The sequence below is a fragment of the Variovorax monticola genome (assembly GCF_051216855.1).
In the GTDB taxonomy this organism is placed as follows: domain Bacteria; phylum Pseudomonadota; class Gammaproteobacteria; order Burkholderiales; family Burkholderiaceae_C; genus Variovorax.
Genome location: NZ_JBPJZP010000001.1, coordinates 1,188,090 through 1,202,895, shown reverse-complemented (window position 1 = coordinate 1,202,895; position 14,806 = coordinate 1,188,090). Strand labels below are relative to the sequence as shown.

The 14,806-nt window shown below is 61.1% G+C and carries 13 protein-coding genes and 3 pseudogenes; 5 read left to right on the top strand and 11 right to left on the bottom strand.

The genetic code is table 11. The features are described 5' to 3' along the window. The 10 genes and pseudogenes from ACSFA5_RS05340 to ACSFA5_RS05295 all read right to left on the bottom strand — a co-directional run. Positions 1–291 (bottom strand): annotated as a pseudogene (locus ACSFA5_RS05340) (ShlB/FhaC/HecB family hemolysin secretion/activation protein); the annotation flags it as partial. A gap of 748 nt (positions 292–1,039) precedes the next feature. After that, entirely contained in the window at positions 1,040–1,528 is a 489-nt protein-coding gene (locus ACSFA5_RS05335) for a hypothetical protein (RefSeq protein ID WP_435442967.1), read from the bottom strand. A gap of 181 nt (positions 1,529–1,709) precedes the next feature. Further along, complete coding sequence (locus ACSFA5_RS05330; protein ID WP_435442966.1) at positions 1,710–1,928, bottom strand: hypothetical protein; 219 nt, start codon at positions 1,926–1,928, stop codon at positions 1,710–1,712. Continuing rightward, complete coding sequence (locus tag ACSFA5_RS05325; protein ID WP_435442965.1) at positions 1,925–2,503, bottom strand: hypothetical protein; 579 nt, start codon at positions 2,501–2,503, stop codon at positions 1,925–1,927. The genes ACSFA5_RS05330 and ACSFA5_RS05325 overlap by 4 nt, the downstream gene beginning before the upstream one ends. Positions 2,504–2,716: 213 nt before the next feature. Next, positions 2,717–5,146, bottom strand: coding sequence for a hemagglutinin repeat-containing protein (locus ACSFA5_RS05320; protein ID WP_435442997.1), 2,430 nt, complete (start codon positions 5,144–5,146; stop codon positions 2,717–2,719). Between the two features lie 233 nt (positions 5,147–5,379). Next, positions 5,380–5,616: pseudogene (locus ACSFA5_RS05315) on the bottom strand (ShlB/FhaC/HecB family hemolysin secretion/activation protein); the annotation flags it as partial. A 116-nt stretch (positions 5,617–5,732) separates the two neighbouring features. Further along, a complete protein-coding gene (locus ACSFA5_RS05310; RefSeq protein WP_435442964.1) occupies positions 5,733–6,164 on the bottom strand; it encodes a hypothetical protein in 432 nt (143 codons plus the stop codon). A gap of 142 nt (positions 6,165–6,306) precedes the next feature. Further along, the gene (locus tag ACSFA5_RS05305; protein ID WP_435442963.1) at positions 6,307–7,059 is read right to left on the bottom strand and encodes a hypothetical protein; all 753 of its coding nucleotides are present in this window, start codon (positions 7,057–7,059) and stop codon (positions 6,307–6,309) included. Between the two features lie 3 nt (positions 7,060–7,062). Then, a complete protein-coding gene (locus ACSFA5_RS05300) occupies positions 7,063–7,491 on the bottom strand; it encodes a hypothetical protein (protein ID WP_435442962.1) in 429 nt (142 codons plus the stop codon). A gap of 93 nt (positions 7,492–7,584) precedes the next feature. Then, positions 7,585–8,391: a DUF3601 domain-containing protein gene (locus tag ACSFA5_RS05295; RefSeq protein WP_435442961.1), complete on the bottom strand. Its 807-nt coding sequence runs from the start codon at positions 8,389–8,391 to the stop codon at positions 7,585–7,587. Positions 8,392–8,574: 183 nt separating this feature from the next. Here ACSFA5_RS05295 and ACSFA5_RS05290 point away from each other — a divergent pair, with 183 nt between their 5' ends. From ACSFA5_RS05290 to ACSFA5_RS05275, 4 genes and pseudogenes are all read left to right on the top strand, one after another. Further along, positions 8,575–9,087, top strand: coding sequence for a bacteriohemerythrin (locus ACSFA5_RS05290; protein WP_435442960.1), 513 nt, complete (start codon positions 8,575–8,577; stop codon positions 9,085–9,087). Positions 9,088–9,151: 64 nt separating this feature from the next. Further along, positions 9,152–9,835, top strand: coding sequence for a hypothetical protein (locus ACSFA5_RS05285; RefSeq protein ID WP_435442959.1), 684 nt, complete (start codon positions 9,152–9,154; stop codon positions 9,833–9,835). 178 nt (positions 9,836–10,013) lie between these two features. Further along, complete coding sequence (locus tag ACSFA5_RS05280; RefSeq protein ID WP_435442958.1) at positions 10,014–11,255, top strand: D-alanyl-D-alanine carboxypeptidase family protein; 1,242 nt, start codon at positions 10,014–10,016, stop codon at positions 11,253–11,255. A gap of 134 nt (positions 11,256–11,389) precedes the next feature. After that, a pseudogene (locus ACSFA5_RS05275) lies at positions 11,390–12,893 on the top strand (GTP-binding protein); the annotation flags it as partial. Positions 12,894–12,919: 26 nt separating this feature from the next. On the opposite strand, the gene ACSFA5_RS05270 reads toward ACSFA5_RS05275, so the two are convergent. Next, positions 12,920–13,693 carry an IclR family transcriptional regulator gene (locus tag ACSFA5_RS05270; RefSeq protein ID WP_435442957.1) on the bottom strand — a complete coding sequence of 258 codons (774 nt, stop codon included), beginning with the start codon at positions 13,691–13,693 and terminating at the stop codon, positions 12,920–12,922. A gap of 132 nt (positions 13,694–13,825) precedes the next feature. On the opposite strand from ACSFA5_RS05270, the gene ACSFA5_RS05265 reads away from it, so the two are divergent. Further along, positions 13,826–14,806: a tripartite tricarboxylate transporter substrate binding protein gene (locus ACSFA5_RS05265; RefSeq protein WP_435442956.1), complete on the top strand. Its 981-nt coding sequence runs from the start codon at positions 13,826–13,828 to the stop codon at positions 14,804–14,806.

Sequence of the window (14,806 nt, the reverse complement as noted above, 5' to 3'; positions counted from 1 at the left end):
GGGGCCGGACAGGTCGGCGACGGCCCATTGGAAGGACTCGGATTGCTCGCCCACCAGGAGTACGCGGTCGATGCGGAAGCATGGGGACTCGGATTCGGGGATGCGTTGAACCGGGGCCGACGGGGCGGCCTGGGGGCGCTGGTCGACGGTGCGTTCGTTCTGCTCACGCAGCGCGCGTTCACGCTCTTGCTGGCGTTGCTGCTCGACAAAAGGTTGCGGCGTGCTCGCGAGCTGCGCGGACGCAAGCAGCGGCGCCGTGGCAGCGGCGGCTGCCAGTACATAGTTCTTCATTTCTCCCTCTCACTTTTTTCTTCGTCATGAACTCGCAGCTCGCGTGTTCATGCTGTGACGTTCAACGCGTTGGAATTGGACAGTTGTCGATGATTTGTGCCGGAACGGGCACAGGTGCGTCCGGATAAACCTGCGCCTTTTTGATTCCATCGACCTCTAACCCTAGGGTCAGAGGTGGGAGAAACCCAACACTCCTGGAATTGCAAAAAGCTTAACCGGGCGAATCTTCACTATTCGGTCCATTCAACTCACCAATCAAAGCGTTTATCGCTCTTTTGATTCCACCTTATGCTTTCGCTTGGCCTTCGTAATCCCAGAGGAGAGCAATTCCAAATAATGACGCAAGAACTTTGTTTGCAATCGCCCAGAGGGGAAAATGCAACCGCCCACTCTTTGGTGGACTCGCGAGTCAATCCAATGATTAAATATTCTAAAAAATCCCACACACCACCCATGGCACAGAATAGGGCGAAAAGATTAACCATTTTGCATTTCGTCGTGAAATCAAAGCATTAGAATCAAATAAATTCGACTCAGCCCAACCAGGTATTTCATTGAAATGAAATCGATATCCAAGAGTATTGCCATCGGTTTTTATTTAAAAATCCGTAAGATTTTTCAGAAGATGGGTTGAATCGAAAACTGGATTATTCCACCAAGAAGTATTGCCATTGGTGCGGGAGGTCTGGGCGCAGCACTACTCATTTTCATTTTTTGAAGGATTTGATTGCTGGATTTTGAAGGCCCGTTACCCCCCTGCCCGAACTTCATCAGGAGTTGCAAGTCGTGTCTCTACAGGAGAGTTCAATTTCAAAATCCTCCCATGTGCTTGTGACACTCCACATACAAAGCAGACCCCAAAAACCCCGCCGAAATAAGTTTCGGCATAAAGCGGGCTGGACCCGCAGTTAAGACATGCAGTAGATTTTTTTACCGCGAGAATAGCTTCAAAGGCGTCACGCAATCGCCGTGCAGCGGCCTCGCTGGGGTGTTTTTTTGGCAGCGACAGTGTCAAGGCTCGAACACTTGCCGCCTCATCTGGCGAGCACATGTCATTGGCATCGGCGTAGGCCTCAAAATCCAAAGAAACAAGCCCCCCCAATTGATAATGTGCTTCGTCAAGGACACCCTTATGCCTTGCGTACCACTCAACGCAAGCAGCCAGCAATTCCTTCTTATTGGAATTTGCCGACAAAATTTTGGGGGCCAATTGACCCCAGGCGGACAAAATATGCATAGCTAATAACCTCTCACCGGGAATTCTGTAATCAAATTTCCAGCGCGATCGGCAAATATACGCATAAAGCTATTAGGAACACCGCCCTCCACAAGACTTGTAAGGCCGATATTTTCTTTCAGCCAAAAAAAACGGCATCGAGATCAAGAATTATAATTTTGGCTTTTAAGTTTTTATATTTTCAAAAGACCTCTAGCACCACGCCAGCTTGTTGAGCATATTTAATGAAATCCTCAAAGACTTCATTCGGAATTTCCAAGGAAATTATTTCCCCCTGCAATACTTTTTCCACTATCTTTTTTGCGTCAAAAATGGAGCCTCCCAGAGCATCTTGAATAACTTTCGCAAGCGAAATCTTCTTAAGGCCCACTTTCCAGCCAGTTAATTTTACTGATTTCATTTTTTCATCCTGATTATTACGTCTCTAGGCCAGTGACCAGGATTTGCTCCGTTTGCACGTTGTCCACCCCGAATCAATACCTCATTTGCGCCGTACGCCAACCCAACTTCCCGTGCAGCCTCTCGCAATTCTCTCAAACTGCTTGTGTTATCTCCCGAACCTTCAACGTGCAGTCCGGAGAGAACAAGTTGGTCTCCGTTTTGACTGACATCCGCAACCATTTCTATTGGTCCATTTGCACCATCTATTTTTACGTGGATAGATCCACCCCCCGAAGCAATTACCACCAGGCGACTTCCGCTCTCACTCATCATCACCGTTCCTGCAATTGGCGGCGTCATCGGCGTCCCGACGATGTAATTACCAATTCCTGGATTAGGTGTCTCGTATCCTGGGTTGCCCTGACCCAACAGGACATCGCCGGGGGTACTAGTCTCGACGGCTTGGTCCGGGCGGATAGGTACATTGACCATCGGGTCTGGCGGCGGCAGCGGGTCTCGCGGGCCGACGGGAATCGCACCTGCACCTGTTGGTTCAGGCGCTGGTGTTTGCGAAGTATTGATCGCCAGCAACATTGGAGGTCGACAATAAAGCTGCGCATGCTTGAGACCTTGCGCACATGATCGCCATTGCCTGAGCGTCCGCAGTCAATGCACTCCAGCCCTGTTGCGCGAACTGCGCAGTAATTTGCCCCATGCGCATGATCAACTGGAGGTTGTTATTGCTTGCCTCGTTGAAGGATCCAGCCGCGCCTGCGGAACCACCCAGAGTTGCCCCGATAGCCAACGCTAAAGCCTGCTCAGACCCTGCGCAACGGCGGTGGGTAGGCCAAGCCCGTAAATCAGCGCACCTATCTCGGTAATGCTTAGAGACGATGCTGTAGCGCCAACCGCTCCGCCGACACCTCCCGTCAGCGCACCGATGCTGGCGTGAAGTGCCACTCGATAAGGGCCGTTAGCACCCCAAATCCGTTGCCCCTCAGCGTCCTTGTTGTCAACCGCCTCTTGAAATTTCTGATCCGCGTAGCTGCCAACAGCGCGCGTTGCCTGCACACCGAACTGGGCCGTGAGCTGCACTTGCGCGCCCACGTCCCGCATCGCCCGGTCGAAATCCGTCTGTCGCAGCGCATTGGTGCTGTCTACCCCTGTGCGCACCGCGGTGTTACCGGCGATCCCAGAAATGCCGCTCCGTGTCGTGCTGGTCTGATTGACGTCTTTGCTACCAATGCCCAAGCCGCCCGAGCCCGTTCCCGAGGTGCTCGTGCTGGCACTGACGCTGTAGCCGCTCCCGCGAAAAACGTCGTGGTTCTGCAAGTCACTCATCGTGAGGCTGCCACTCGCGAAGTTGTTCCTTCCAGCGTCTACCGCAGCATCGGTGCTGCTGATCACGCCGCCCACGAGGTTGGTGTTGCCCGCCACCTTCACCCCGAACCCGCTATCTCCGGACAGAAAGCCGCTTTGGACTGTTGCGCTCGCGAAGTCTCCGTCGCCGCGGATGCTGTGCGCACTCACGCTGGCACTGCTGTCACCCACGCACCACCACACGCAAAGCGTCGCGCTGAAGCCCCCCCCCCCCCCGCTGTTCTGACTGTGGTATGTGCTGGTGTCCTGCAGCGTTTCGATGTGCAGATTTCCGCCCACGTCGGCTTCTACGCGCTTGCCCGAGACCGTCGCACCTCGCAGGGTCGTGTCACCGCCGCTGATGATGTTGACCTGCCGTCCCGCACTGACAGTGGTGTTCGTCCACGCGCCATCCGTTCCGTTGTCGCGGCCACTTTGGCTGCGGGCTGCCACTTCGATCGTGAAACCATTGCTCGTCCCGAAGCTGTAGCCCACGCCGATGCTCGAATTGCTGCTTCGGCTGGTCGAGCTTTGCTCCTTGCTGTTGGCCGCAGCTTCCAGAGTAACGTCGTTGTCGGCCGCAAGGCTCACATTCTTGCCGCCGCTGATCTCACTCCCTCGCACGAGGATGTTGGAGTCTTGCCCGCCCCCCGTTGCCGCGATGAACACATTGCCCCCCGCCTGCACCCGCGAGCCGGACGACGTGTTGCTACTTTGAGTGCTGGTGGTCTCGCTGGAACTGCTGCCCAAGGTCAGGGTAGCGCCCATATTGACAGAGCCGTATCCCGCGCCCGCCGCTGCGGCCTGGGAAATGTCTCTGTACGCCGAATAGCCGCTGAGCGCCATACTCGCCGCGCCCAGCGCCTTCATCCGGTCGTCCTTGGTGTCGCCCATCGCCTGGGTCGTCTCCTCCAGATTGCGCAAGGTATCGATCAGCGGCGCCTTGATACCCAGCGTGATGCCGCTTTGGGAGAAGCTCTGCGTGCTCTCGCTGCGACTGTTCTCTCGTGCTTCGACGATCTGCACATCGCGCGCCAGGATGTCGATGTCGCCGCCAGGCGCGATCACATCGCTGCCCACCTGGCTGTACCTGTTGCCGGCCGTGATGATGACGTTGCCAGAGATGGCGCCCACCGTGCTGCCGACTGCGGCGGTTTCGTCCGTCTTTCTCGTGCTCCGCGTGTCTTGCCGGCCCCAGGTCCATGCGGACCCGCTGTCGAACATTCCGCTCTTCGACTCTTCCCGAACGTACTGACTGTCACGGGTCTGTGTCGCCGCTTCGATCGTGATGTTGTTGTCGGCCCAGAGCTCCGTTCCCTTGTCGCTCACCACGTCGGAACCGCGAATGCGGATGTCATTCCCCGCATCCAGAACGACGGTCTTGCCACCCAAGCTGCTGCCGATGACCGCCGTCGAATTGAAGATGCCTTGGTCGATGCGTTTCGCTCCGCCTCCTGAAACGTGCAGTCCCTCGTTCAGCGCACTGGTCGACTGCCCTGCATCGATGTTGATATCGCGCTTCGCTGAAATGCCGAGTTCACCGTCAGTGCTGTTGACGGTGGCAGCTCGTGCATTCACGTCACGTCCGGCTGACAAGCTGATGTCACCGCGGGTCTCGATGCGCGTTCCGACCTCCTGCGTGCTGGCTTCCGCGCGGTAGTTGCCCGCGCTGCGAATGCTGGCTTCCTGCCTGGCGGTGGTGACCGTGCCGAGGTTGATGTCTCGGCCTGCGCCGATCTCGGTGGTGCCTTCCTTGCCGCTGTTGGAGATCAGCGCCCCGATCAGGTTGACGTCCCGCCCTGCCGACGCCACCAGTTCGCCCTTCGGGTTGCTCACGTATAGGCCCGCGACGCGGTCGACGATGGTGCCGCCGCGCATGCCCAGGGCACCGGGCGTGAAGTCCAGCGTCATCCCGCTGCTCGTGGTCGTGCGAACGTTGATGTCGCGCCCGGCATCGAGCACCAGCCGGCTTTCGGCATCGATGGTGCCGCCGATGTTGTTCAGGTCGCCTCTCGCGCGCAGGTCGACGCTGTCGCCCGAGATGCGGCCGTTCAGGTTCTGGATGTTCTCGGCCGTGATGCTGACTGCCTTGCGGCCTGCAACGGTACCGCTGATTGCTCGCCGACGACGAACACGCGATCGATGTGGAAGCACGGGGACTCGGCGTCGGGGCTGCGCTGGGCCGGCGCTGGCGGAGCGGCCTGCGGGCGCTGGTCGACAGTGCGTTCGTTCTGCTCGCGCAGGGCGCGTTCACGTTCTTGCTGGCGCTGTTGCTCAACGAAAGGTTGCGGCGTGCTCGGAACCTGGGCGTACGCCCACAGCGGGCCGCGCAAAAGCACGCCGGCCAGCCTGGCACGCAAATTCGTTGTCAATTTTTTCCCTCGATATCTTTCTTGTCTGCATCGCCTGCACTGAAGCTCTGCACAGCTTCGGCTACGGGCATGACTGCGCAGCGAGCTTGCCGCTAGAACCGACCGCTGTCCTTGGGGTTGTGCACGATCTGGATGAGCACGTCGGGTGTGTGCGACTTGGTGCGGGAAATCTCGGCGATCTCTCCGCCTGCCGCACCGGCGAAAATCAGCACGCCTTGGCCCTTGTAGGCGAGGTAGTGGCGCCAGCGGTCCGTTCCGTTGAACGTGGGTATCCAGGCCTTGCCGGTGTTGTTGACCATTTCGCCGTCGGGCTTGCCCATGATCTTGCGGGCCTCCTCGTAGGTCATGCCGGTGCGAAGTTGTGCGATGGCGGTGCCGGGGACAGGCTGGCCTACGGTTGAGCGTTCTTCGTCTTCTTCTGCGGCTACCAATGCGCGGCGGGTAGGTTCGTACAGGGGTGCGGTTCGGCAGGCAGAGAATGCGACAACCGCCAAGGCAGCTGCAAAGACTATCTGATAGTTCATGTCAAATCTCACAGTTCAATGGGATACATGAGCGCGCCCGTCATGCCCAGAGAAGTTGCTGACAGAGCCCCCACCGCGATGACATCGTCAGTCTCAAGCCCCCGATATACGCCGACAAGCAATTTATCGAACTCATTCGGACTCATAAAAAATCAGGGCGCGGCACATTTGGCATGTTTTCGTAGGCTTTCAACAATGTTTCAAGTGGAGTGAAATTTTCGTTCTGATGCCAGTACACAATCTTCAACCACATGGCGGCCCTCACATATTGCCCGCTGCCAAGCCATTTTTCTTCAAGATTTGCTTGAAGCATCCTCTTTCCCGCGGCCAACATTTCATCTTTATCAAAACGCCGAGACACCAAATTCAAGCAAGCGGCATACCCAAAATCGCGAGGCTTCAACAGATTTTTTAAAGAAATATCTTTGACGCCTACCTGTTTCTCATACATGGAAATTCCGGATTCCGCCCCCTCATTGCAGCTGCCCTCTTGAACGGCGAACGCCATGTAATCATCAAGACTGTCTTTCAATATATCTTTTTCAAGCCACCCCGCCTCTCTGTGGCCACGGGCAAAACCCCATAGGCGCGCATCATCGTCGCCAGTTTCCATCCATTGCCCCAAAGCCATAGATTGATACAGGATTGCACGGTAGCGATCTTGACTAACTCCAAATTTTTCATCCGCATTAATTGCAAACTTTAGCCATTCATTGTTTCGATGAAGCACAGATCTTGTCTTGGAGGCCAACCCAACTAGCCATATCCAAATAACATCCGACACTTCAGTTGCCGCGACATTGCCCATTGGTCGACTAGTATCATGCTTAGTTTGCAATATCCATTCGATATGGTCGGGCGCGACTTCTCTGAGTCTGATAGGATTAAATTTCATTTTTTAGCACGGAGAAAAATTACAAAACCTCATTGGAACGGAGTTTTTGGCATTTCCAGAGCCTGTGGTATTTGCAGTGAAGTTTCCGTTTTGCAAATTCTGAAAAGCATTCATTTTTACCGGAGTCGGGAGAGAGGAAGCGATGATATCTTGCCTCGCCTGCGCAATGGCATTGTCTAGCGCATCTGACCCTGGCTCAAATGTTGGATTCGGCTGAATGACACGACTGTTTCCTCGATATTTATCGTCCCATAGTGAAACTTGGCTTGTGTTTGTGTTCACGGACGTAACATCGGCGCCGTGCCCTCCAATGACATCTCCATAACTAACTACAGCTTCACCAGGCATTTTCACCACCTGATTGGCCAAATTCAATTCTTCAACATATCCATTGCGATGAGAGCTCGCGATGTTGGGATTGGAAGAATTCAAGAGGTTGGGTGTGTAACCCAACCCAGCGGTGGGCTCGGGCAACCGAGGATCCAGCGATACGCCGTTACTTACACGTGGCGGATGTCCTTGCGCTCAAACCCTCCGCAGCGCCACCACCCGCTCGCGCATGTCGAAGTCCACAGCCAGCGCCCCCCGATAACGCAATGCGTCATGCACAGCCGGCCGATACACCCATGTCGTCGCAGCCGCATCAGCAGACGCAGGAAAGAGCTCGATCCGCCCCCCGTTGGGCTCACCCAAGAATGCAGTCACTGCATCAGCTGCCGTGCCCGGTGACAGCGCAGCAGCCAGCATTTCCCATTGAACGCGGCGCCGTGTTCGCCAGCCCAGCACCAGCCCGATGCCGCCCGACAAAAGCCCGAGCAGCAGCATCGAAGCCCCGGCCCACAGCGCCAGCGCAGCGGCCCCTTCAACCTGGCTGTCGGGCAACGCAACAGCCGCAATGACTGCGCCGACGACGGCTCCCGCCACGAAGCCGAACCCCGCATGAACCGCGAACCAGCGCCACCCGCGCAGGCGCAACGCAAGATGCCATTCGCGCTCGTCCGGGAGCGCGCCCGAAACGGGGTTCAGGGAGGCGTCGAGCAGCACGACATGGTCGCCCAGCCCGCGAACGACCGACGCCTGTTCCGTGGGCCTGTCTTGCAGCCGAATGTGCCATTCGTCGCGCCCGTCGAGCGAGACGAAAAGCGACAGTCCGTCGTCGTACGGCAGGAAGCTGTAGCCCAGGAAGCGCCAGCTTTCGCCGACGGGGTGTTCTACACCGTCGTAGTCGAGAAAGCTCTCACAGACTTCATAGCTGCGTCCGGGCTGCAGCGGGCCCCAGGCTTTTGCCGGTTCTCGGCCGGTCCAGGTGCCGGAGGGTTGGGGTCCATGCATGTTCGTTGCGTCGGAGTGATCGGGTCGATTGCGGCCGACTCTAGTCGGTCGCGTCGAGCCGCTTGTTCGCGGAGCGCCGCAGGTGATCGACTGAGAGTTGCGCTCATTTGATTCAGATCAACCGACGACTGGCCCCGCAATTCGATACTGCACCCTCTCTCTTGCAATCAATTTCTGGATCTCATGGCGCATCTCGTATGGAAGAACGAACTCAATACCGGAATCCATGAGATCGATGCCCAGCATCAACGCATCGTTCACTACATCAATGCGCTGGACGACGCCCGGCTGACGAACGATCATACGGCCGTCGGCAGGATCATCCAGGAAACGATCGACTACACCGCCTCGCATTTCGCTTTCGAGGAGGCCATGCTCGACGATGCGGGCTATGCGTTTTCCGGTCCGCACCGCAAGGTGCATGAAATCTTCGTGCGCCGCGTCGTTGAGTTCAGCGCGCGTTTCGAGCGCGGCGAAGATGTGCTCGGGGAGCTGCACGACATGCTGTCGCGGTGGCTGTTCAACCACATCCGCCATGAAGACGGGGGGTACCTGCCCACCGTGAAGGCGCACCTGCAGGCCACCGCGTCGTCGGCCGAAAAGATCGTCAAGGAGCAGGTCCGCAAGGAGTTGGCGCAAGGCACCGCGGGCAGCCAGGCCAAGCAGGGGTGGCTGAAGAAACTGTTCGGCGGTTGACGGCGGCGTTTCCGTCGGTCGTGCGCTTCGATAATGCGGTCCCCTTGTACGGATCCAGCAAAAAATGAGCGCAGCAGATTTCCTCTTCGCCCCCGAGGTGCAGAAGCTCTTGAAGGTCGTCTACGCGGCTCCCGACCAACAGTTCTCGGCCAGTGAGCTTGCCCAGCGTTCCAAGCTCGATCACGCCGATGTGGCGCGCACGCTGGAGCACCTCGTCGCCAGCGGCATGCTGAAAAGGCAAAAGCCGAAGGCGCAGGCGGAGGCGGAGGCGGAGGCGAACCAGCCCGAGGTTGCCGAGACTGTCCAGGTCGACCGCTCCTTCGTCTTCTACCCCGAGCTGCGCAGCATCGCGTTGAAGTCGTTCGCCGCCGCCGAACCGATCCGTTCGATGCTGCGCTCGAAATTCAAGGACTCGGTCGTGCGCGCCTTCATGCTGGGCGAAGACAAGGACGGCACCTTGGAGTTGCTGGTCGCGCACGGCCAGCTCACGCCCGATGAGGCCGCCATGACGACCGCTTGCCAGAAGCTGTCGAAGACCCTGCACCGTCATCTGAAGGTGCATGTCGTATCGATCGCCAGGCTCGACGGCCTCGCGCCGCGCGACCCGCTCGCAGCGAAGCTTTCCGCGGCTTGTGCGTTCGAGCTCATCGCGCTCGGCGAGACGAAGGCCCGGCTGCCCGTCGAGCGGGTCGGCTTTCTGCAAAGCGCCAGGAAAAAACTGGCCACGCTGTCCCGCTCGTCCGAGTGAACCGCGGCCGCCTGAGGCGGGCGGGCTCTGCCGGTGCCCCATCCTCCATGTGTCGAACCGCTTACAACTCCAGAAAACTCGCCTGTTTGGCGAACTTGCGCTGCGATTGCTGATCCTCCAAGCACAATCGAAAAATCGCCAGCCGCGCTGAAATCTCCGTTTTCCCTCCTGTAAGCCCATGCAACTCAAGACTTTCTCCCTCGTCCCGCTCGCGTTCGCAATCGCCTCGGGCGCCCTGGTTCCCGGCGCAGCGGCTCTCGCGGCCTCCCATGCCGCCAAGCCGGCAACCCACAACAAACCCGCCGCCGCCGCGCCTGCCGCGGCACCTGCCGCCGGACAAACCGCGGTTGCCGGCGGGCCGCCGGCGCTGGCCTCCAAGGCTTGGTTGTTGATGGACTTCGAATCGGGCGAGGTGCTCGCCTCGGCCAACCCCGACGAGGCGCTCCCACCGGCGTCGCTCACCAAGATGATGACCAGCTTCCTGGTCGAGCAGGCACTCAGGTCGGGCAAGCTCAAGAAGGACGATCTCGTGTCGGTCAGCCAGAACGCCTGGTGCCGCGGCTCGAGCACCGAGTCGTGCATGTACCTGCCGCTCAACAGCCAGGCCACGGTGATCGACATCCTGCGCGGCATCATCATCCAGTCGGGCAACGACGCGTCCAAGGCCATCGCCGAGCACATGGCCGGCTCCGAAGAGGGCTTTGCCAAGCTCATGAATGCCGAAGCCCAGCGCCTGGGCATGACGCACACGCATTTCGTGAATGCCACGGGCCTGCCCGATCCCGAGCACAAGTCGTCTGCGCGGGACCTCGCGATCCTGGCGCGCGCGATCATCCGCGACAGTTCCGACTACTACCCGATCTACGCAGAGCGTGAGTTCAAGTACAACGGCATCAAGCAGGGCAATCGCAATGCGCTGCTCTACACCGACCCCACGGTCGACGGCCTGAAGACCGGCCACACCCAGGACGCGGGCTACTGCCTCGTCACTTCGTCCAAGCGCAACGGGATGCGCCTGATCACGGTGATCCTCAACACCAACAGCATGCAGGCGCGTGCCGACCAGACGCGCTCGCTCCTCGGTTGGGGCTTTGCCAACTTCGAGCAGGCCACCCCCATTCAGCCCAACGCGGTCGTTGCGACGCCCAAGATCATCTTCGGCAAGGCCGACACCGTGGCCGCGGGCCTGGGCTCGCCCTGGACGGTGACGGTGCCGCGCGGCCAGAAAGTGAGCACCTCGGTGCAGGTCAAGCCAGACCTCGAGGCGCCGGTGGCCAAGGGAACGGTGATCGGCAAGGTCATCGCGGAATCGAACGGCAAACCGGTGGGAGAGGCTCCGCTGGTCGCGCAGGCTGACGTGGAACGCGCAGGTTTTTTCCTGCGCATGTGGCAACGCCTGACCAGGTTGTTCGGCAAGTGAAGTCCGCGTGATGCGGCTGCAACCGGCTTGCATCGGCACGGTCAATCCCGTAGGCTGACCCGGCGCCAACGCGCGACACCCGAGCCCTTGCGATCCGCCGGGCCGGCGTTGCTGACGCGCAAAGGAGTCCAGCCATGCCAACCCGGTCGAACGGCCTCGCGGCCGAAGTGCAAGCAGTGCGAACGCTGGCCCTCGTCGGCGCCGCGGCCGCCGGCAAGACCTCGCTCGCGGAGGCCCTGTTGTACAAGGCGGGCGCCATCAAGGCGTGCGGCAGTGTCGAGCGCGGCAGCACCGTCAGCGACCACGACCCGCTGGAGCGCCGCATGCAGCACTCGCTCCACGCATCGGTGATGCACCTCACCCATGCCGGCAAGCGCATCCACTTGATCGACACGCCCGGCGGCCCCGACTTTCTCGGCCAGAGCCTGCCGGCGCTGGAGGCGGTCGAAACGGTGGCGGTGGTCATCAATGCCGCTACCGGCATCGAGCCGATGGCGGTGCGCATGATGGAATACGCGGCCTCGCGCCGCCTCACCCGCATGATCATCATCAACAAGATCGACTCGCAGGGCGTCTCGCTGGCGGGCCTGCTGGCCGACATCCAGGCGACCTTCGGCCGCGAATGCCTGCCGCTGAACCTGCCCGACGGGGTCGGCAAGCAGGTGGTGGACTGCTTCTTCAACCGCTTCGGGCGGTCCGACTTCGGCCCCGTCGAAGCGGCGCACCGCGCACTGGTGGAGCAGGTGGTAGAGGTCGACGCGGCCTTCGTCGACCGCTACCTCGAGGAGGGCGACGTGAACCCGACCGAGCTGCACGCGCCGCTCGAGCAGGCGCTGCGCGAAGGCCACCTGATCCCGGTGTGCTTCGTCTCGTCGCGCAGCGGCGCCGGCGTGGCCGAGTTGCTGGACGTGATCGTCAAGCTCCTGCCCGACCCGACCGAGGCCAACCCGCCGAACTTCATCGTCGGCGAGGGCGCAGGCGCCAAGCCCATGGAGGCCAGGCCCGACCCGTCGCTGCACGTGCTGGCGCATGTGTTCAAGGTCACGCACGACCCCTATGTCGGCAAGATGGGCATCGTCCGCGTGCACCAGGGCACGCTCACACGCGACAGCCAGCTCTACATCGGCGACGGCCGCAAGCCCTTCAAGGTGGGGCACCTGTTCATGCTCCAGGGCAAGGACCATGTCGAGGTGCCGCACGCGGTGCCGGGCGATATCGTGGCGGTGACCAAGGTCGAGGAGATTCACTTCGATGCCGTGCTGCACGATGCGGCCGAAGACGGCCATGTCCATCTCGCGCCGCTGGCGTTCCCGGTGCCGATGCACGGCCTGGCCGTGGAGCCCAAGCGCCATGGCGACGAGCAGCGCGCCCGGGAGATCCTGGGCAGGCTCGCGGCCGAGGACCCCTGCCTGCGCATCGAGCATGTGATGGCCACCAACGAGACGGTTCTCTACGGCCTGGGCGAGCTTCACCTGCGTACCGTGCTCGACCGTTTGCGCGAGGTGCACCGCTTCGAGGTCCAGACGCGGCCGCTGCGCATTGCCTGAAGTGCCGGCGTGCGGTGCGATCGCCGGCTACCCGGCGGTCGACGTGCGCGTCGTGGCGCACGACGGCAAGCACCACGGCGTCAGCGGGCAGGTGCGCGAAGAAGACCAGGAAGGCGCTCACCTGCGCGGCCCGTCGGCCGGCGCCCGCGTGTCCACGGCGCGGGTGATTTTCTGGCTCAGCGCCAGCAGCGGCGTGCTCAGTTCCGCCGCCACATCGCCCGGCGATTCCGTGGACGAGACGCTCACGTTCAACACGTAGCCCCACGCGGCGTCCAGCTTCAGCGGCGCGGCCAGCGCCACCACTTCCGGCTGCCAGGACGCGACGCACCAGCCACGGCGCTCGACACTGTCGATGGACTTCTCGATGTCCTTGCGCAGCCGGGGCCAGTCGGTCCTTCGCGCGGCGAATTCGGAGAACAACGCCTCGCGCACGTCGGCCGGCGCGACGGCCAGCCAGGCGCGTCCCAGCGAGGTCAGTTCGATCGGCACGCGTTGCCCGCTCACCACGTTGCGCAGCGAGGCACGGCGGTTGTAGCGGATCGATTCCAGGTAGACCATTTCCGACCGGTCGGCCACCGCCAGCCCGACGTTGATGCGCAGCTTTTCGGCCAGCGCACGCATCGGCGGTGCCGCCGCCTGCAGCACGGCCGACCCGGTGCGCATGGCGTGCGCCAGGCTCAGCACCGGCGCGGCCAGGCTGTAGGCGCGAGCGCTCCTGTCGTGCGCCAGCATGCCGGCCACCACCAGCGTCTGCGTGAGGCGGCTCACGGTCGCGGGGGACAGGCCGGTGCGCTCGGCGATCTCGCCGTTGCCCAGCAACGTGGAACCGGGCCTGAAGGCGCGAAGAATTTCCATGCCCCGTTCGAGCGAACGATTGAGCGTGCTTGCCATGTCGTCTCCTTGAATCCTCACTGGTGCTGACAGCCTGCTGCTTCCACTGGGTGGAATTGAGCCGGTGCGCGGCGGAAGTATGCGACCTAAGCTGAAGGCTCGCTTCCAACCCCTGCAAAGAGAGACACCCGCATGCCGACATTCACTCCGTTTCGCGCACTCTCCGGCGCACTGGCCTTGTCGTTCACCGTGCTGTCGTCGCCCGCCGCATGGGCGGCTTTCCCGGACAAGCCGCTGCGCATCGTGGTGCCCTTCGCGCCCGGCGGCGGCACCGATGCCATCACGCGCTCGCTCGGCATCGGCATGTCGCAAGCGCTGGGGCAGCCCGTCATCGTCGACAACAAGCCTGGCGCCGGCACGATCATCGGCAGCGAATTCGTCGCCAAGAGCGCGCCCGACGGCTACACGCTCGTCATGGCGACGTTCGCGCACGCGGTCAACCCGGGGCTCCAGCCGAAGCTGCCCTACGACACCGACAAGGCCTTCGCGCCCGTGGCGCTGATCGGCGTCTCGCCCAACGTGCTGGTCGTGCGTGCCGACAGCCCCTACAAGACGGTCGCGGACCTGGTGGCCGCGGCCAAGGCGAAGCCGGGCAAGCTGACCTTCGCGTCGCAGGGCAACGGTACCTCCGCGCACCTGGCCGGCGAACTTTTCAAGAACCTCGCCAAGGTCGAGCTGACCCACATTCCCTACCGCGGCGCGGGCCCCGCCCTGACCGACCTGCTGGGCGGCCAGGTCGACATGATGTTCGCCACCGCGTCGGCGGTGCGCCCCTTCGTCGACAGCGGCAGGATGCGCGCGCTCGGCGTGACCACCGCGCGCCGCTCACCCGCCTACGCCGGCGTTCCGACGCTCGCGGAAGCCGGCGTGCCGGGCTACGCGGCGGAGAGCTGGTACGGCCTCTACGTGGCGGCGAAAACGCCCAGGGACGTGATCGACCGGCTCAACGCCGCGGTCAGTAAGGCCGCGAAGTCGCCCGCCTTCGTCAAGCAGACCGAATCGGAAGGCCTCGCCGTGGACATCGGCGCGCCCGAGCAACTGGACACCTATGTGCGCGCCGAGGAAGTGCGCTGGCGCAAGGTCGTCAAGGACAACCACATCACCACAGACTGA

What these genes read in the sequence shown, in the direction of transcription:
- ACSFA5_RS05265 (WP_435442956.1), top strand. Translation starts at nt 13,826, where the DNA reads ATGCCGACATTCACTCCGTTTCGCGCACTCTCCGGCGCACTGGCCTTG.
- ACSFA5_RS05330 (WP_435442966.1), bottom strand. Translation starts at nt 1,928, where the DNA reads ATGAAATCAGTAAAATTAACTGGCTGGAAAGTGGGCCTTAAGAAGATT.
- ACSFA5_RS05270 (WP_435442957.1), bottom strand. Translation starts at nt 13,693, where the DNA reads ATGGCAAGCACGCTCAATCGTTCGCTCGAACGGGGCATGGAAATTCTT.
- ACSFA5_RS05325 (WP_435442965.1), bottom strand. Translation starts at nt 2,503, where the DNA reads ATGTTGCTGGCGATCAATACTTCGCAAACACCAGCGCCTGAACCAACA.
- ACSFA5_RS05305 (WP_435442963.1), bottom strand. Translation starts at nt 7,059, where the DNA reads ATGAAATTTAATCCTATCAGACTCAGAGAAGTCGCGCCCGACCATATC.
- ACSFA5_RS05295 (WP_435442961.1), bottom strand. Translation starts at nt 8,391, where the DNA reads ATGCATGGACCCCAACCCTCCGGCACCTGGACCGGCCGAGAACCGGCA.
- ACSFA5_RS05335 (WP_435442967.1), bottom strand. Translation starts at nt 1,528, where the DNA reads ATGCATATTTTGTCCGCCTGGGGTCAATTGGCCCCCAAAATTTTGTCG.
- ACSFA5_RS05285 (WP_435442959.1), top strand. Translation starts at nt 9,152, where the DNA reads ATGAGCGCAGCAGATTTCCTCTTCGCCCCCGAGGTGCAGAAGCTCTTG.
- ACSFA5_RS05280 (WP_435442958.1), top strand. Translation starts at nt 10,014, where the DNA reads ATGCAACTCAAGACTTTCTCCCTCGTCCCGCTCGCGTTCGCAATCGCC.
- ACSFA5_RS05320 (WP_435442997.1), bottom strand. Translation starts at nt 5,146, where the DNA reads ATGCGCGGCGGCACCATCGTCGACCGCGTCGCGGGCCTATACGTGAGC.
- ACSFA5_RS05310 (WP_435442964.1), bottom strand. Translation starts at nt 6,164, where the DNA reads ATGAACTATCAGATAGTCTTTGCAGCTGCCTTGGCGGTTGTCGCATTC.
- ACSFA5_RS05290 (WP_435442960.1), top strand. Translation starts at nt 8,575, where the DNA reads ATGGCGCATCTCGTATGGAAGAACGAACTCAATACCGGAATCCATGAG.